This is a genomic window from Iodobacter fluviatilis (assembly GCF_900451195.1).
GTDB classification, from domain to species: Bacteria; Pseudomonadota; Gammaproteobacteria; order Burkholderiales; family Chitinibacteraceae; genus Iodobacter; species Iodobacter fluviatilis.
This window is the reverse complement of record NZ_UGHR01000003.1, coordinates 457,713-474,295: the sequence shown is the minus strand read 5'-3', so window position 1 is coordinate 474,295 and position 16,583 is coordinate 457,713. Positions and strand designations below refer to the sequence as shown.

Genomic DNA, 16,583 nt, shown 5'->3' with positions numbered 1-16,583 from the left:
GCTTAGCACACATGGAATGCAGCACCTAGACAAGCCAATACCTCAAGGTAACTTACCCGCCGCCAGCATTCTTGCCGCCAAAATAGACGGGCTAATCCAATCGGTAATGTCGTCGTATTCTTCATCAGCCGGTGTTGCAGGGTCATCCTCTGCCCTGAGTTTGCTCACAAAATTAACATCGTTATTGGTGTTTTCCTGCTCATCAGCAGAGCCCGCCGCTCCATTGGGCGGGCCGTGGCGGTAGTGCATCACGACGACAGCAAGCACATTCGATGCAAGTGGAGTTGCAGCCCCCGAAGTCGGGTAAATCAGAATATCCCCAGATGAGCAAAGCATAAAGCTCATCCCTAAAGGCGCCACACTGCCCAAAGGACAGCTGCCTGCCACTCCCAGTGTTTGATTGCTATCCGTCACCACAGGCGGCAGTGATGCGGGGCCGTTATCGGCAAAACCCAGCGTTAGCCGATAAGTAAATGGCTGATTAAACGGATCGGTTGAACGCGGCAAACCCAGAGTTGCGCCTGGAATACTGCCCTGGGCCCGGTTGCAAGTGCCATTTGCCGCGCGATCCTCTGTAAACGTCGTCAGAGCCGGATCCGCCGGGCAGGGTAAATAACCATGCTGTACAGCAAACCCCAGCAAAGACTCTTTAATTTCGGCCATCTGAGCCCGCCCCTCACGCATTCTCTGGCTGTCTGTTTGTGCCTTAAAAGCGCCCAAGCCCCCTGCCAGCATAATGCCGATAATCACCAAAACAATTGCGATTTCGGCAAGTGTAAATCCCCTCTCCTTCATGCTCTCTCCTTTAGGGACTTAAAATCCACTGGGCCACCCGCCTGCAGCTTGCCGATAATCACCGGAACGATGGTCATTTCAGCAGGAGTAAATCCCCTCTGCCTCATGGTCTGTCCTTTGGCGCATACGTCCATTGGTTTGCAACACGATAATAAAGGCGATCATTCCCTGCATCGGCCAACCCAAGCTTGGCGTACTGATCTATCTGCGGCGGCACCGCATCCCACGCCCGGCGGTTAATATCGGGCGCTGCGGCATAGCTGCTTACTGGGTCCAGATAATTATTTAAGAACGCTTTATCAGCAGCCGTCACGCGGGTTTGTCCCGTTAGCGCAACCCCTGCCCCTATCATGACCGCATTCACACCTGCTGCTGGCGTTTGCATATTTCTTAATGTAATTGCGATGGGCGCAGGGCAGTTGGGTGTATTGGCCACAGCGTAAAAAAACATTTGCTCCCAACGATTGCGATAGAGCCAGTCGTATTCAAGCAATACGTTTTGCCATGCCGCCTGGCTTGGCATTGTGGCGGGCCGGTTGGCCGGATTAACCAGATATTCAGGCAAAACAGGTAGCAAACCCACGCCTGTCAGTGCAATCGATTTGGGTATATGCCCACGGCAAACAGCAGGCGAAGGCGTACAGGCATTGCTGTTTACTGCAGCCGTATCCGCACAGCCAGGGTCCGCCGGGCTGGCCGGGTTGGGTAAAGCCCCCGCTCCCGCCTGCACGGCCCAAAGCTGAATCAGCTGCTGATACTCTTGGGCTGCGCGTTTTTCTAAAGGGGCCAGCAACTCACTGCGCCGAATAGTAATCAGGCGGTCATTCAGTGTTGGGTTCGCATTGGCATCCAGCCGCGGCCCATTCAAAAACCGCCCTTGCGTGGCGTTGTAATTAGCATAGTTATTGGGCGCACCAAGACATGCACCTCCCACAGTCAGCCGATTACATTCCAGATAATTATTTGCATTTCGCTGCTGAGCAGCCGTACTGCGATTTTGCCCATTGAGAGCCGCTCCGGGGGCCAGAATCACCACAATCACCGGGTCTGCCGCATCAGACAAAGCCTGAGTGCCATTATTGGCGGCCGCATAAAACCAGGGATTTGCCCCCGCAGGCGCAGTATCGCTATTGAGCGGCGTATTTCTTCGCTCTTGAAAACCATCAGCCACCGCCATCCAGAGCGGCTCGCCAGAGCTGTCGCGCAGCTCTGCAGCCTGATAGCTTCTCCATGGAATACGGCCAATCCGCGCCGCAGCGCCCGGGCAAGCTGCGCCATTCAAGCCACTCTGCCCATAAGCAGCCTCACCCGGGATATTCAGATCGGGGCAGAAAAACTCCCCAGGGCGGGTAATCGGCACGGTATTGCCGCGTTTAGATAAAGCCTCTGCCAGTAGTATTTTTTTGGCTTCTGCCAGCACATTTTGCGTTTGCTGCTCACGATAAACCTCAAGAGCATGGCGGCTAAATCCTGCTAGGATCGCCCCGGCTATCCCCAGCCCTACTACCATTAACAGCATCAGGGCAATGGCCCCCTGCTGACGGCTTTGCCTAAGGCGCTGTTTGGTAAACATCACGCCTTACTCCGCGGCTTAGCGTTTGCCCTACCTTCAGCCCGGCAGGCACAGAGGCCGTGCTTAGCGCGCCATTCAGCCAGCGTATTTTCTTACCATTACGACTAATTTCACCATCCAGCCTTAGCGCCTCCGAGCCAGTGGCCCACACGGCCTGCGGCGCAGAGGCTTCACCGCGCGCGACCGCCCGCTCTTCCGGGCTAAAAAATAAACGCCCCCACCCGGCATCAGCCAGTGGGCTAAGAATCAGATAAATCAAAATGATGTATTTCATTGACTTGCCTCAGGGGCGGCCACCGGCCCGATGCTTAACCATTCAATATCGCAAATCACTTTTAAACCCGCTCCGGCCTCTGCCTGGCGGGTCATCACGCACTGCTCCGGCGCTGGCCAGCCGGATAAGCGCCTTAAACCAGCCAGCACTTGCGAGAACTCATCTTCATCACTGGGCTCAAAGCTGAGCATCATTTTGCTGCCATAGAGCTGCACGGTTTCTGCAGTAGCGGTAAAGACACGCTGTGGCTCAAAACGAAACAGAATGCTCAGCCCGGGCGAGCGGCGGTTCAGCTCGGTCAGATACTCAATCCAATCCAGCCGGTGCTCGCCATTGAGTATGCCGCGCTGGCTAAGCGTCTGATAAAGCGCACGGTATTGCTGGGTGTTATTCCAGGCATTCTCCTGGGCATCGGCTTGCAAGGTTAAACGTTGCACATTGCTGCGCAAAGCCTGCTGCTCATCCTGTGCCCGCCACAGATAAATCTGCGAGAGCACAATCAGCAGCAAGCCAAGAGCAAGGGTTGCCCCAGTCATAATCAGATCATGGCGAATCAGCTGCAGGGGCTGAAGATCAATTTTCATGCTTTTTTTGCTCCCAGCTCAGGCGCAGAGAAAAATCCACCCGCTGACTATCCTGCTGCAATGGCTTGGCTTCAACGCCAGATTTAGAGCTGGTATTGAGGGGCAGCGTCACCGGCTGCACGGTAACACCGGGCAAGCCTGCCAGCCGAGCACTTAAGCGCTCCACACTGGCCAGCGCCTGCCGATATTGCAAATCAAAGGGCTCTACCCGGCCTTTCAGCTCCATCACCACAGGGATTGCGGCGGGTGCCGATGCATCCGCAGCCTCTGCCTGAGTAGCAGGGTCAACCGGGCCACGGCCAGATTTCCAATGCAGCTCATCAAGAATCAGCTCAGGAAAATCCAGCAAAACGTGGCTCACTTGCTGCGCCTGATCTTCCATATCCGGCCAGGTCAGAAATTCCTTGGTATAAAGCTCAACCGTACCCTTCATCGCCGCGGGGTCACTCGTCTGGCCTTGCTTGAGCAGCAGATTAAAACGCCGCAAACGCTCATCAATCTGCCCAGTTTTTTTAAGCGACTGACTAATGGATGCCTGAATCTCACCTGCCTCCCATATCGCCTGCCCGCTCCAGACACAGGCCAGAAATAAACCAAGGTATGCAGTACGGCGCAGCAAAATACCGCGCTTTCGCCATGTGGCATGAATAAGATGGCGGCCCTGCCCATAATGGTTGGCAGGCGGGTGTAGCTCCAGCCAGCTGCATAAAATATGCAGCAAGGAATCTGCCTGAGGCAGGTGCAGCTTACGTGCCAGTAAATCCAGCGGCACATCACTCAGTACAAACTGAGCAGCATCACCACTGCTTGCCAAGCGAGCGCGAATTGCCGGCTGGCAATCGCCATCAGGCGAAAGCACAGCAAGCTGCAGCTTATCTTCACGCCCCAGCAGGCGTAGCGTGGATAAATACTGCCTGGCCCGCAGCGCCTCCACCACAATCACCTCAGCAAGGCGCTCTGTATCCTGCAAATTGCTGCCCTCGGGCAGGCTGCTCACGCGACTAAATTTAAGCCCGTCTGCGGCCAGATAAGTCTGGCGCATTCCGCCGCCGGGGGTAAATGAAACCAGCAAATAATGCGTCAGCCCCAAGCCTGATCTATGCAGCATTTCTCCAGCCAGCAGGGCCGCAGAATAAATCCCCTGCAAGACCATTTTTTTGGCCAGCAACGCATTCACAATGGCGTCGACGGGAGCCGCCAGCGTTAATGCCGACATCAGCACCTTATCCTGCTCACCTGATTTGGCAAATGTCTGCACAAAAGCACGGCGATAGGGCGTGGTCCGGTAGTTTTGATCTAGGCGTCTGGCCAGCAAGGCCGTGCGATCACTGCGCCCCAGATGCGGAATCGATTCCAGCTGAAAATCTTCCTCAACCACATCCACCAGCAGGCTGAAAATGGCTTCTTTCCAGGCATCCAAAAAAAATGAGAACGCTGCAGCACCTTCATCATCCAGAGCAAAGCGCGCATGCTCAAGCAGCTGGCCCTTTTCGATACGAAAAGCGATCAGCCGGGTATTGGATAAAAAGAGTGTGCAGTGGCTCATCGCAATTTGCTAATCGTGTCGAAAATAGGGCCAAGCACCGAGGACATAATCCAAGCCAAAATCAGGCCCAGCACCACGGTGAGCGATGGCTCGATCAAAGCCTGTACGCGCTCTATGGATTCTTTTACGTCGCGGTTATAAAAGTAGGAAACATTCATCAGGGCATGATCTAGCTGGCCGGTGCTCTCGCCCACTTTCAGCATGCGCAGCACCAGTGGCGGAAACATTTTTTCCTGATTAAAGCTGGCCGTCACCCCTTGCCCCTCACGGATTTGTGCCTGAATCCGCTGCAATGATTCAGCCACCATGCTGTTGCTGACAATTCCTTCCGAGATTTTGATGCAATCCAGAATAGGAATCCCAGCTGCATACATCAGGGCAAAAAAGTTGGCAAAGCGGGCCAAAATAATTTTATGCAAAATCGGGCCAAATGGCGGAATAGTGAGTTTCCAGCCATCAAAGCGATGGCGAAACCTAGCGTCATGACGCAAGCGCAAACGAAACAGCAGCAATAAAATAATGGGCGTGCCAAACAAAGCCCACCAGTAATAAATAAATATATTAGATACCGCAATTAAAATACGGGTATTCAAAGGCAGGGTTTGCTGCATAGCGGCTACAAAAGAAACTAATTGCGGCACTAAATAAATCATTAAAAAAGTAATTACCCCCACCACCAGCACGCCTACAAATGCCGGATACATCACGATCTTTTTAGTTTGTGAAACCAGCTCGTCCTGCCACTTTAATGAATCAGATAAATTAAGTAATACTTCCGGTAATTTGCCGCTGGCCTCACCTGCACGAATCAGATTCACATAAATGGCATCAAAAACTTGGGGATGGCCAGCCAGCGCCTGCGAAAACTGCTGCCCACCTTCAATATCTTCAATTAAATTAGCAATCACTTCGCGAAAACGCGGCTCTTCTAGGCTATCGCGCAGATCAGATAAACCTTCCAGAATAGAGACCCCTGCACGGGTAAGCTGCTCCATATGAAAAGTAAATGTAATCAGCTCACGCCGGCTGACCTTTTTTCCGCCCAGCCCACCTCCTGGCGATGCCGCTTTCGCCGTAATCAGGCTCAGCCCAATCCGCTCAAGGCGCTGCTCTAAATCCGTCAGATTATTGGCCTCTGTTTTACCCTTCTGAACTAGGCCCGCATTGTCTGCCGCACGATAAGTAAACTGCATTGGCTTTCCTCAGAAATCAAGCCGCAGAGGGCCATCTACCCCTCACTCCGAAGGATTAAACCCACGTTCCAGAAACACTCCGCCGCCTCTTGGTGATTCTTTTTCATAAAGAATTTTTTCCAGCTTCAGCAGGCAATAGGCGTTCAGGGTGAGGTTATGCTTGGCCGCCTGAGCAATCAGCTGCGCCTTGGTCATTTTGTCTATTCGCAAAGTCAGTGTGGTGGCGTCCGCTTCACTGCTGGATGCAAAAATCTTTTCTTTACGCCAGGGGCAGTATTTCTCTACCCACTCCTCTGCCTGCTCCAGCGAAATGGGCGTCAGCACATCGGTGGGCAACCGTTTTTCAGTATCCATATGAGGATGAGGGATATTGTGCTCAACCAAAAAATACTGATCACGCTTGGTGCGATACAGCTCGATCAAATGCGGCACGCCCTGATCGTCTTTTGATTCGGTATGCATATGGCAATTTAATGCGGTGCGCGTGTTGTAGGTTTTGCCATCCACCACGCGCGAAATATGTTCACGTACATACATTGCAATCCTCCTTTGAGGCGCTAAACCACCCTGTCGGTTAAATCAATCACACGGGAAATCTCTGCCAGCGAAGTCAGCCCATCCAGCACATGCCTGCATGCATCATCGGCCATGGTTCTGAAGCCTTGGGCTTCCGCCGCTTTTTTTATTTCTAAGCGCGTGGCATGCCGGGCAATGAGTTCATCCAGCTCGGCACTCATTTTTAAGACTTCCATCACGGTTAAACGGCCCTTATAGCCTTGGTGATCACACTTGGGGCAACCACTGGCGCGGTACAGCGTGATGGGCTCCCCCTCCGGCGCTATGCCCAATAAGCGCCGCTCAAAGGCATCGGGCTCATAGGGCTCACGGCAGAGCGGGCAGAGTTTTCGGGCAAGGCGCTGGGCGATGATGCCGATGATATTGCCTGCCAACACGTCGGGCAGCACGCCGATATCTAAGAGGCGCGGAATGGAGCCGATGGCAGAGTTGGTGTGCAGGGTTGAGTAAACTTGGTGGCCGGTCATGGCCGCGCGAAATGCCATATCGGCGGTATCGCGATCGCGGATTTCGCCCAGCAGAATGATGTCCGGGTCTTGCCGCATCATGGAGCGAATACCGTTCACAAAATCCATTTTGGCCGCTTCATTTACCGAGGTTTGCCGCAGCATGGGAATCGGATATTCCACTGGGTCTTCCAGCGTCATGATGTTAACGGCTTCGGTGTTGACACTGCTTAAAATCGAATAGAGGGTGGTGGTTTTTCCCGAGCCGGTAGGGCCGGTGACCAAAATAATCCCTTCCGGCCGGGCAATCATCAGCTGCAATAAATAAAGATTTTCTTTACTCAAGCCCAGCTTATCCAGCTTCACCAAGCCTTTTTGCCTGTCTAAAATCCGCAGCACAATATTCTCGCCCCAAGTGGTAGGCTGCGCCGCCACCCGAAAATCCAGCGGTCTGCCAGCTAGGGTGAGCGAGATGCGGCCATCTTGCGGCGAGCGGGTTTCGGCGATATTCATATTGCTCATCACCTTTAGCCGCACCACCATCGCAGGCCAATAGGTTTTGTGCAGGGCGCGAATTTGCCGTAGCACACCATCGATGCGGTAGCGAATCCGCACAAAAGACGATTCAGGCTCAAAGTGGATATCCGATGCGCCGCGCGTGCAGGCATCGGCCAGCAGCGCATCAATCAGGCGCACTACCGGCTGGTTGTACTCGGCCTCGGCGTGCTGCAGACTGGCGTAATCAATCACCCCGGTTTCTATTTCATTCAAAATGCCATCGATAGACAGCTCAAAACCATAATATTGATCGATGGCGTGGACTAAATCAGATTCTGCAGCCAGCAGAGTTTCCAACTCGTATTTGTCTTTAAGCAGAATACGCACCTGATCCAGCGCAACCAGGTTATTCGGGTTAGACATCGCCAGCGTCAGCTTATTTCTTTCCGTATCCAGCGACACGGGCAGCAGCATATGCCGCTTGGCCACGTCTTTAGGCACCAGCTTAATCGCCTGCGTGTCGGCCAGAATCTTGGATAAATCGACGCTGACCTGCCCTAGGTTTTCAGACAAGGCATCACGCAAGATGCCTTCAGACACAAAGCCCAGCGACACCATCAGCTTGCCAAGTGGCACGCCGCTGCGCCGCTGCTCAAAGAGGGTAATACGCAGCTGATCTTCTGACAGCAGGCCTTTAGAAACCAGCAGTTCGCCCAGCGGCAGCTTTCTGACCGGCGCGTTCATAAGTGCTCCATGGCATGCAAGCTTGTTTTGGCAAGCAGGTAAGCCACCAAATCTGATCCGCTGGCTGGCGCTAACTTTGTGGCGGTCATCATCATTGCGACTCCAAAGCTTTTAATCTTGCTTCGGCGCTCGCCCGATCAAAAGTCCCTTTGCCTGCTAAGGCTTGCCGGTAATACCTTGCTGCAGATTTATTTTCTTGTAAGTGCTCCAGGCTGATAGCCAGATTAAATGCGTAATCTGCATTCCCTGCATCAAGGGTCAGCGCTTGAAAATATGCACCCTGTGCCTCACTCCAGCGATTTTGCCCCGCGTAAAAATTAGCCAAGGCAAATGCGGCATCGGCCTGCTGAGACGAGAGCTGGCGCAGGCCTGCTTCAGAGCTTTCATTCGCAGGGGTTAGCGAGTACAAAGCCGACTGCGCCACTTCATCTCTTGGATACAGCGATAATATTTGCCGGTAAAAATGAGTGGCCTCAGCGCCTGCGCCCCGCTTTATCGCAAGGGCGGCCATTCCCAGCAAGGCATCACGATTGCGGGCATCCAGCTGCAGTATGCGCCGGTAGCCCTCCTCAGCCGCCCGATAATCGCCCAGCTGAAAAGAGCGATATGCCATCGCCAGCGGCAGCGGAACTGCAGCCTCATTATTTTGTGTTTCAAAACGAATGCCCGCGCCATTGGGTGCACCGGAACGCTCCTCCACTCTGGCCGCATCACCTTTGTAGCGGGCAGGAACAGGCAGGGGGGCCGGAGTCAGCACGACCACCACAGCACTGGCTGCCCGAACAGGAAGCGGAGTAGCTGGCACCGGACTGGAGGCAGGTGCTGCCGGGGCCGCCTCTGCGATGGCTGGTGCTGGTGCTGGTGCTGGTGCTGGTGCTGCAACAGCAGACAATGTCAGTGCCTGATACTGCCACCAGAAATAGCCCCCCATTCCCCCCATAATCAAAACGCCACCCAGCACCAGCCAGGGAAGCGAATGGGAACGCTGCCTAGGCTTAACTGCTGGTGGCGGAGCAACAATAGGTGCGGGTGGAGGGGCGGTCATGGTCACAGGAGCCACAGGCTCTTTTGGAGCAGCAGGCGGAGGTGTGCTTTTCAGCCAGGTAAGATCTTCTTCAGGCTCTGGTGTATTAAGCGGCGCTGGCGGTAAATTAGCCGTATCCACGGCTAAATTAACCTGATCGGTTTGATTGGCCTGACCGGCTGGAGCCGGTTCGGCGGGCGGCACAGGCAGGGCCAAATCATCTAATGGCAGCGGTACAAACTCCCATGGTGCATCGGTAGGAGGGGATAAGGGCTCAGTATCTTCCAAAGATAATGAAGTGGTTACTTCCTCCAGCGCATCTGGCACTTGCTCATCAGCAACATCACTTAGCTGCAGGTGGGTATTCAGATCAGCGGCTTGATCCGTTGCAGTGGTAAGGTTTTCATCACCTGCAGCCAAGGCTGCCGCTTCACGCAGCCGTTTGGCTTCCTCCGCTTTTTTTAAGGCCTGCAGCAATAAGCTCATGGTTTAGTCCCCAAAGGAACACCTCCGGACTGAAATGCCGATAAATCATGATCAGCTTCATTCTTAAAAAACTGATCATTAGGTAAAAACTGCTGGTAATTACCTAAATCGCTACTATCCCTGATTAAAACAGGTCGTAAAAAAACCACTAATTCAATTTTTCTAACTTTATCATTGCGGTAGCTGAATAAATCGCCCACATAGGCCATTCGGGATAAACCTGGCACCCCCTGCCTGTCATTATTTAATGAATCCTGAATTAACCCACCCAAAATAGCCACTTGCCCGCTGGCTACTTTTAATGTGGAATCAAATTCCCTGACCTGCAATATAGGCACCAGGCTTTTAATTTGTGTATTGTTGGCTGCGGCCAGAATGGCTACAGCAGGGTCTTCAATAAATGAATTAATATTGGTAATGGTTGGCCTTACATTCAGTGCCACCTGACCATCTTCAGATATTTGCGGCGTCACCTGCATCACCAAACCAATAGGCACGGTATGCAGCTCGCTATCGTAAGTAGCCTGTGTGGTGACTTTCCCATCTGTTACAACGGGTGGTGTGACTTTAATTGTAAAATACACCTGCTCTTCCACAACCTTCATTACGGCAGTCTGATTATTTAATGCCATGATTTTGGGGCTGGATAACACACGGGTGCGGCCAAATTGCTCCAGCATTTTAATCGTGAAGTTAAATGTACCGCTTAAAATACCCCCCGTTTTGGTATAGGAAAGAATACTTAAAGGGGCAGTACCCAGATTATTAGCCAGAGATTTCTGTTGAAAATTTAACTGATTATCTGTTTCACCTATCCGGCTCCAATCTACCCCGGCCTGATACTGATCAGATAATAAAACCTCTACAATCGTGGCCTCAATCAGCACCTGACGCAAAGCACCGCTTTGTACTGCATTTAAATACTCGGCTACTTTTGCGTGTTCCTTCTGACTGGCCCTTATTGTAACAACACCTGTTTCTGGATTAAGAATGACTAATCTGCTGCTATCTGCCGGCGGGCTGGTTTTATTAATAGGCTGTGATTCACCTGATTTTATTTTTTCTGTTTCTGCATTGGTTTTATTAGCCTGGGCTATATCTTTGGCTGCCTTTGCTGCTTCTGCAGCTGTTTTAACGACTTCTTTTTTATCAACAGAGACATTACTCTTAACAGCCTGTGCGCTTTGATCCTGCACAATGGCCCCCAGCTGCGCCCCACCAGTTTTTGCTTCAGCCGAGATACCCAGCAGCTCTTTTAAATTTAAATCGATCTGTTTCCACAAATGATGATCGGCCAGCATATCAATTTGCGTATTAGAGCTATTGCCAGACCCACCTCCACTGCCACTGCTTACCGAATTAGCCAGCGTAACGTTAGATTTAACATTTCTAGATAAATTAAAATAATTCATTCTGTAGGTTTTAAGATAGGGTAAATCTGGCGTAACAGTTAGCACGCCGTTTTCCAGCTCCCAGCGCAAATCAACTTGTTTGCTCATCCGCTCTAATATTTGCGGCAGCGTCTGATTAATTGCATTTAATGTAACATTGCCGCTTACCCCGGCATGTACATCCACGTTTATTCTGGCATCCCGCCCTAGGGCAAATAAAATTTCATTTACAGACACCTGATGCACCACCACGCTATAGGTGGCCGTTTTAGCAGCGGGCTGTGGCTTAGGTAAAACAGGCATTGCACTGACCGGCTTTGGAATCTCAGAAGAGACGGCTTTAGCTTCTAAATGGCGGCCAGTTTCCATCTCCAAGCCCGATTGACCCGCGCAGGCACTGAGCAAGGAAACCAGAATTAAAATTTGCCACCGCATAATTGAGCACTCATACAGAAACATCTGCTGTTTTATAGCCGGATCATTACTTCATCAGGCCAGCCATTTAAGTTCGGCATGAAATCATTTATAGAATGGAATAATTAATTAGTCCTGATTAATAGCTTATCTTTGCTTTTTATTCATACTTACAGATTCCACAATTCGTCCCGCATCCCCCCCACCGTGCGTAAAATAGGCTTATTTTTTCTGAGTGATTCCGGCAGAGTGGCCATTGCGGCCTTGGCGCTGTTTTTATCAGGGAAAAGACCATAAACTAGGCCCCAGCCTTTATTACCCCTGACTTCAGCGGGATAAATTAATAATTGCTCCTGGGGCAATAACAGAGCGGCCTGTACCAAGAATTTTTCTAATTCAGCTGTTTTTGATTGAGAAGTCACCAGCAGCATAACCGCCGTTTCGCTCGCCTCCGCCCGATTCATTTTTTGCCTGGATTCAGTCAGTTTTTGCCGCAAAGCTGCAGAAAGCGGCACTTCAGGGACCAAGGTTTCCGGGCTGCTGGCTGATGCCAGGGGTGTTGATGCCACTACCGCCTGAGCTGGCGGGTTTGCGGCTTGCATCAGGCCCGCCCATACGCCTCCAGCCAGCCCCACAGACAGCACAATCCATCCCCAACCGGTGCGCTTTTTAACCGACTTGAAAGCGCTGTCTTTCACCGCTGCGCTTACGTGCTTTGCTGTAATGGAATGCTGGCTCTGGCAAAATGCAGCCATTAAAGCTTTATCTGCCAGAATATTTATCCGCCGGGTTAATCCTTCCGAAGCACGGTAAATAGACGTCAGCGCCTCGGCTTGAAATAACGCAGGGCCACGATACCCTGCCGTGCGCATCCGAAAATCGATATAAGATTCAATATCTTTTGCTTTAAGTGGTGCAAGCTGAAATACATGGGTAATCCGCTCACGTAATTGGCGTAAATCTTGGCTGGCTAAACGCGCATCCAGCTCGGTTTGCCCAAATAATACGATTTGCAATAGCTTGTGGTGACCATGATCCAGATTTGAAAGCAGCCTGACTGCCTCTAGGCTTTCTGTTGGCATGGCATGGGCTTCATCGATCAGAATGACCACCTGCCGCCCTGTGGCAAAACGCTCGAGTAAAGCGGCCTGCAAATCCCTTACTCTGCCACTGGTGTATGTTGCATCGCAAACAATGCCCAAATCCTCAGCAATCATCAGCATTAATTCATCCGGCTTCATGGCGGGATTGGCGATATAAACGCTGTCTACACTGGCAGGTAAACGTTCGATCAATACCCTGCACAGCATGGTTTTGCCACTTCCGACTTCCCCCACCACTTTAACCAAGCCTTCTCCGGCTAGGACGGCATATATCAAAGCATCCAGAGTAGCGCCCCGCTCAGCCCCAACAAAGAAAAACTCAGGGTGTGGCGTAATCCGAAAAGGGGGTTCGTTTAAGCCAAAGTGTTCCAGATACATTGATGATCCTGTCTATGGATGAACGCTTGCTTTCATACTAGTACGAGGATTCAGTAAAAATTAAACAAATATCTGGACGGACAGGTCTTTGCCTGAGCGCAATAAAACGCTGCAGAGTGAGCGCCGCAGCTGCAATGCTCATCAGTCATGAAATAAAGAGGGAATTAAATTTAAAACCAGCAGGAATAAAGGCAATAGAAATGTTGTTTTTTCGTATGTTTGCATGCCATTTTTGGCGGGTTTATCGGGGCGAAAAACACGAGAATTGCTGCGGATTCCCCGGCAGCAAAGGTGATACAAGACTTGCCGTGAGATGCCAGCTTTGTTGCATGGCAATAATTCCATACATTTTCATACAAAGTTAACCTACCTGATCAGGCCAGACCCACCTACAATACCCCCTTTTTATGCCAAGAGTATCGTGCACCATGCCTTCCTCGCTGGTCCAGTTTGAGAATGTGAGCTTTGCTTACGGTGAACGTCCGGTGCTTACCGATGTCTCACTGAGCATCAAGCCCGGCCAGGTCGTTGCCATCATGGGTGGATCCGGCTCGGGCAAAACCACCATCCTCAAGTTGATTGGCGGGCAAATTCAGCCCCATCTGGGCAAGCTGACGGTTGCCGGAGAGGATGTGGGCAGGATGAACGAGGCCAGTCTTTACAAAATGCGTAAAAAACTGGGCATGTTGTTTCAGTTTGGCGCACTTTTTACTGATTTATCTGTATTCGATAACGTGGCTTTTCCACTCAGAGAGCGCAGCAATCTGCCCGAATCCATGATTCGTGATTTAGTGCTGATGAAACTAAATGCCGTGGGCTTACGCGGCGTCAGTGATCAGATGCCATCAGAGCTGTCTGGCGGTATGGCAAGGCGTGTGGCATTGGCAAGGGCAATTGCACTTGACCCTGCTGTGATGCTTTATGACGAGCCATTTACGGGTTTAGATCCCATTTCGCTCGCCACTATCGGCCAGCTGATCCGTAATTTAAATGATGCCCTTGGCACGGCATCGGTGATTGTGACGCACGATGTTGAAGAATCGCTGTCGATTGTGGACTACGTCTATTTTCTGGCTGACGGCAAAATAGTGGCCGAAGGTACGCCTGAGCAAGTTCGTTCATCAACTCACCCTTTTGTAAAACAGTTTATCAATGGGGAAACAGACGGCCCTGTGCCTTTCCACAAACCCGCTCTCCCCTATGCCAGCGATCTGGGATTGGAGCCTCGCCGTGCTTAATTATCTGTTTAATGCCATCTCAAAATTTGGCCGGCCGTTCAGCAACATCATCATCAAGCTGGGCTTTGCCTGCCGCTTTATGCTGGCTATCCTGCGTCATTCCCCTACCTCCTTGCTCAGGTTTCAGCTTACAATGCGTGAAATTTGGTTTGCAGGGGTACTCTCTGTATTGATTATTGCGGTATCAGGCCTGTTTGTAGGCATGGTATTGGCCCTGCAAGGTTTTGATACGCTGCAGCGCTTTGGTGCAACCGAATCGTTGGGCATTTTAGTTGCACTGTCTTTGGTCAGGGAGCTAGGGCCTGTGGTGGGGGCTTTACTGTTTGCCAGCCGTGCGGGCTCGGCCATTACCGCAGAAATTGGCCTAATGAAAGCCACAGAACAACTGGCTGCAATGGAAATGATGGCCGTTAACCCCATCGCCCGCGTCGTTGCACCGCGTTTCTGGGGGGGCGTGATCTCTATGCCTCTGCTGGCGGCCATGTTTAGTGCAATGGGTATTTTTGGCGGCTATCTGATTGGGGTAAAGCTGCTTGGCCTGGATGAAGGCGCTTTTTGGTCGCAAATGCAAAGCGCTGTGGATTTTCGCCAAGATGTGATCAACGGCGTGATCAAGAGCGTGGTATTTGGTATTGCCATCTCACTCATTGCCGTCTTTGAAGGGTATGATGCGCCGCCCACCGCTGAGGGCGTATCTGGAGCAACAACCCGTACGGTTGTGACCAGCTCACTTGTCATTCTGGCGCTGGACTTTGTGCTCACCGCCTTTATGTTCAGAGGAATTTAAGAATTTCCGGATGGCCCGGCTTATGGCCGGTTCATCCGCTATTAAGTGTCTAAGGGGTATTAAAATGAAAAGAGGCATGATTGATTTCTGGGTAGGTCTGTTTGCCGCTGCAGGCATTGCCGCCTTGCTGTTTTTATCTTTGCGCGTCAGCAGCCAAACTACTTTACCAGCGTCCAACAGCTACGAGCTTACGGCTAATTTTGACAATGTAGGCGGGCTTAAAGTACGAGCCCCTGTAAAAAGTGCCGGGGTTTTGGTTGGCCGTGTGAGTAGTATCACTCTGGATACAGAGCGTTACGTTGCACGGGTGAAGCTGGATATGGATAGTCGCTATCATTTCAGCAAAGATGCTTCTGCTGAAATCCTCACCTCGGGCCTTTTGGGTGAACAATACATCGGCGTAACATCCGGCGCAGACGACAAAATGCTTCAGGCTGGAAATAGCTTCACCATTACTTCTTCAGCCATCGTGCTGGAGCAATTGATCAGCCGGGTGCTGTTTAACAAAGCAGAAACCGCTGCTGAGAAATGATCGTAAGCAATATCAATGGAGTACACAAAATGAAAAAATGGATCCTCGCCCTCTCAATGGGTTTTATCGCCACCTGCAGCCTTGCCGCGCCAGTTGAATCGCCAGAATTAATTGTAAAAAATGTCAGCCGTGATGTGCTGGAAATCATCAGGAAAAACGATAAAGATCAGCTGAAAGCCAGAGATTTAGTCGACACACGGGTTGCGCCGCTGGCTGACTACAACCGTATGACCATGCTGGCCGTCGGGCGCAACTGGAAAACAGCAACGCCGGAACAACAGCAAGCTTTAACACGCGAATTCCGTACCATGCTGGTTCGCACTTACTTCTCTGCGCTGTCTATCTACAAAAACGCACAGGTTGATGTAAAAGGCACGCGCGCGGGTAACGACTCCAGTGAAATGGTCGTACTGACCGAAGTCAGCCTGCCAGGCCAAAAGCCTATCCCGCTTGATTTTAGCTTTGAAAAAACCGAGGCAGGCTGGAAAACTTACGACATCGCTGTCGATGGCATTAGTTTTATTAATAATAACCGTAATCAGTTTAATGCCATCATTCGTAAAGATGGCCTTGATGGCCTCATCAAACAATTATCTGATCGCAACAACGCACAGCGTAACGCCAGCAAATGAAAACATTTCAGCCCAATGGGGTGCTTACGCTTGAATCCGCAAGCCGCCAGCTCGCCACATTGCCCAGCTTGGGGCAAGGCGAGCAGCTGAATGTAGACTTAAGCCAAATCACAGCAGCAGATTCCAGTGCAGTTGCACTGCTCCTGCACTGGATGCGCACTGCCCAGAAGCAAGGGGCAGAATTGCAATTCTCCGGAGTACCAGAGGGGCTGGCCGGTTTAATTCGCCTCTACGAAGTAGATATTCTTTTACCACTGAGTAAGCAGATATAAATTTTCAGCCCTGATTGCACTGAGCGCTGTTCTATAAAGCAGCGCTAAGCTGCAAATCAGCCTAGAATATCGACCTTGCTCACTTATTTACGACACA

The 16,583-nt window shown here is 51.4% G+C and carries 16 protein-coding genes; 5 read left to right on the top strand and 11 right to left on the bottom strand.

Annotated features, from left to right (window positions below):
- Positions 1 to 42 precede the first annotated feature (42 nt).
- The 11 genes from DYD62_RS17540 to DYD62_RS17490 form a co-directional block, all read right to left on the bottom strand.
- On the bottom strand, positions 43 to 795 hold the full coding sequence (locus tag DYD62_RS17540) for a type II secretion system protein (protein ID WP_115228694.1): 753 nt from the start codon (positions 793 to 795) through the stop codon (positions 43 to 45).
- A gap of 103 nt (positions 796 to 898) precedes the next feature.
- Complete coding sequence (locus DYD62_RS17535) at positions 899 to 2,368, bottom strand: hypothetical protein (protein ID WP_115228693.1); 1,470 nt, start codon at positions 2,366 to 2,368, stop codon at positions 899 to 901.
- Positions 2,346 to 2,642: a hypothetical protein gene (locus DYD62_RS17530; RefSeq protein ID WP_115228692.1), complete on the bottom strand. Its 297-nt coding sequence runs from the start codon at positions 2,640 to 2,642 to the stop codon at positions 2,346 to 2,348. Before DYD62_RS17530 ends, DYD62_RS17535 begins: the two co-directional genes overlap by 23 nt.
- Positions 2,639 to 3,226, bottom strand: coding sequence for a hypothetical protein (locus tag DYD62_RS17525; protein WP_115228691.1), 588 nt, complete (start codon positions 3,224 to 3,226; stop codon positions 2,639 to 2,641). The genes DYD62_RS17530 and DYD62_RS17525 overlap by 4 nt, the downstream gene beginning before the upstream one ends.
- Entirely contained in the window at positions 3,216 to 4,772 is a 1,557-nt protein-coding gene (locus DYD62_RS17520; protein WP_115228690.1) for a hypothetical protein, read from the bottom strand. The genes DYD62_RS17525 and DYD62_RS17520 overlap by 11 nt, the downstream gene beginning before the upstream one ends.
- Positions 4,769 to 5,965: a type II secretion system F family protein gene (locus DYD62_RS17515; RefSeq protein WP_115228689.1), complete on the bottom strand. Its 1,197-nt coding sequence runs from the start codon at positions 5,963 to 5,965 to the stop codon at positions 4,769 to 4,771. Before DYD62_RS17515 ends, DYD62_RS17520 begins: the two co-directional genes overlap by 4 nt.
- Positions 5,966 to 6,007: 42 nt before the next feature.
- On the bottom strand, positions 6,008 to 6,502 hold the full coding sequence (locus DYD62_RS17510) for a hypothetical protein (protein ID WP_115228688.1): 495 nt from the start codon (positions 6,500 to 6,502) through the stop codon (positions 6,008 to 6,010).
- A 20-nt stretch (positions 6,503 to 6,522) separates the two neighbouring features.
- Positions 6,523 to 8,229: a GspE/PulE family protein gene (locus tag DYD62_RS17505; RefSeq protein ID WP_099397100.1), complete on the bottom strand. Its 1,707-nt coding sequence runs from the start codon at positions 8,227 to 8,229 to the stop codon at positions 6,523 to 6,525.
- A 91-nt stretch (positions 8,230 to 8,320) separates the two neighbouring features.
- On the bottom strand, positions 8,321 to 9,739 hold the full coding sequence (locus tag DYD62_RS17500; protein WP_115228687.1) for a tetratricopeptide repeat protein: 1,419 nt from the start codon (positions 9,737 to 9,739) through the stop codon (positions 8,321 to 8,323).
- Entirely contained in the window at positions 9,736 to 11,565 is a 1,830-nt protein-coding gene (locus DYD62_RS17495) for a type II secretion system protein GspD (protein WP_165928707.1), read from the bottom strand. The genes DYD62_RS17500 and DYD62_RS17495 overlap by 4 nt, the downstream gene beginning before the upstream one ends.
- Positions 11,566 to 11,714: 149 nt before the next feature.
- Positions 11,715 to 13,025, bottom strand: coding sequence for an ExeA family protein (locus DYD62_RS17490; protein WP_115228685.1), 1,311 nt, complete (start codon positions 13,023 to 13,025; stop codon positions 11,715 to 11,717).
- Positions 13,026 to 13,453: 428 nt separating this feature from the next.
- On the opposite strand from DYD62_RS17490, the gene DYD62_RS17480 reads away from it, so the two are divergent.
- From DYD62_RS17480 to DYD62_RS17460, 5 genes are all read left to right on the top strand, one after another.
- Positions 13,454 to 14,263 carry an ABC transporter ATP-binding protein gene (locus DYD62_RS17480; protein ID WP_207916629.1) on the top strand — a complete coding sequence of 270 codons (810 nt, stop codon included), beginning with the start codon at positions 13,454 to 13,456 and terminating at the stop codon, positions 14,261 to 14,263.
- Positions 14,256 to 15,050: a lipid asymmetry maintenance ABC transporter permease subunit MlaE gene (gene mlaE / locus DYD62_RS17475; protein ID WP_276527796.1), complete on the top strand. Its 795-nt coding sequence runs from the start codon at positions 14,256 to 14,258 to the stop codon at positions 15,048 to 15,050. The genes DYD62_RS17480 and mlaE overlap by 8 nt, the downstream gene beginning before the upstream one ends.
- Before the next feature lie 64 nt (positions 15,051 to 15,114).
- Positions 15,115 to 15,582, top strand: a complete 468-nt coding sequence (gene mlaD / locus DYD62_RS17470) for an outer membrane lipid asymmetry maintenance protein MlaD (protein WP_115228681.1) — start codon at positions 15,115 to 15,117, stop codon at positions 15,580 to 15,582.
- A 29-nt stretch (positions 15,583 to 15,611) separates the two neighbouring features.
- The gene (locus DYD62_RS17465) at positions 15,612 to 16,214 is read left to right on the top strand and encodes an MlaC/ttg2D family ABC transporter substrate-binding protein (RefSeq protein WP_115228680.1); all 603 of its coding nucleotides are present in this window, start codon (positions 15,612 to 15,614) and stop codon (positions 16,212 to 16,214) included.
- Positions 16,211 to 16,486 carry an STAS domain-containing protein gene (locus DYD62_RS17460; protein WP_115228679.1) on the top strand — a complete coding sequence of 92 codons (276 nt, stop codon included), beginning with the start codon at positions 16,211 to 16,213 and terminating at the stop codon, positions 16,484 to 16,486. The genes DYD62_RS17465 and DYD62_RS17460 overlap by 4 nt, the downstream gene beginning before the upstream one ends.
- The last annotated feature ends 97 nt before the right edge of the window (positions 16,487 to 16,583 follow it).

What these genes read in the sequence shown, in the direction of transcription:
- DYD62_RS17540 (WP_115228694.1), bottom strand. Translation starts at nt 795, where the DNA reads ATGAAGGAGAGGGGATTTACACTTGCCGAAATCGCAATTGTTTTGGTG.
- DYD62_RS17535 (WP_115228693.1), bottom strand. Translation starts at nt 2,368, where the DNA reads ATGTTTACCAAACAGCGCCTTAGGCAAAGCCGTCAGCAGGGGGCCATT.
- DYD62_RS17530 (WP_115228692.1), bottom strand. Translation starts at nt 2,642, where the DNA reads ATGAAATACATCATTTTGATTTATCTGATTCTTAGCCCACTGGCTGAT.
- DYD62_RS17525 (WP_115228691.1), bottom strand. Translation starts at nt 3,226, where the DNA reads ATGAAAATTGATCTTCAGCCCCTGCAGCTGATTCGCCATGATCTGATT.
- DYD62_RS17520 (WP_115228690.1), bottom strand. Translation starts at nt 4,772, where the DNA reads ATGAGCCACTGCACACTCTTTTTATCCAATACCCGGCTGATCGCTTTT.
- DYD62_RS17515 (WP_115228689.1), bottom strand. Translation starts at nt 5,965, where the DNA reads ATGCAGTTTACTTATCGTGCGGCAGACAATGCGGGCCTAGTTCAGAAG.
- DYD62_RS17510 (WP_115228688.1), bottom strand. Translation starts at nt 6,502, where the DNA reads ATGTATGTACGTGAACATATTTCGCGCGTGGTGGATGGCAAAACCTAC.
- DYD62_RS17505 (WP_099397100.1), bottom strand. Translation starts at nt 8,229, where the DNA reads ATGAACGCGCCGGTCAGAAAGCTGCCGCTGGGCGAACTGCTGGTTTCT.
- DYD62_RS17500 (WP_115228687.1), bottom strand. Translation starts at nt 9,739, where the DNA reads ATGAGCTTATTGCTGCAGGCCTTAAAAAAAGCGGAGGAAGCCAAACGG.
- DYD62_RS17495 (WP_165928707.1), bottom strand. Translation starts at nt 11,565, where the DNA reads ATGCGGTGGCAAATTTTAATTCTGGTTTCCTTGCTCAGTGCCTGCGCG.
- DYD62_RS17490 (WP_115228685.1), bottom strand. Translation starts at nt 13,025, where the DNA reads ATGTATCTGGAACACTTTGGCTTAAACGAACCCCCTTTTCGGATTACG.
- DYD62_RS17480 (WP_207916629.1), top strand. Translation starts at nt 13,454, where the DNA reads ATGCCTTCCTCGCTGGTCCAGTTTGAGAATGTGAGCTTTGCTTACGGT.
- mlaD (WP_115228681.1), top strand. Translation starts at nt 15,115, where the DNA reads ATGAAAAGAGGCATGATTGATTTCTGGGTAGGTCTGTTTGCCGCTGCA.
- DYD62_RS17465 (WP_115228680.1), top strand. Translation starts at nt 15,612, where the DNA reads ATGAAAAAATGGATCCTCGCCCTCTCAATGGGTTTTATCGCCACCTGC.
- DYD62_RS17460 (WP_115228679.1), top strand. Translation starts at nt 16,211, where the DNA reads ATGAAAACATTTCAGCCCAATGGGGTGCTTACGCTTGAATCCGCAAGC.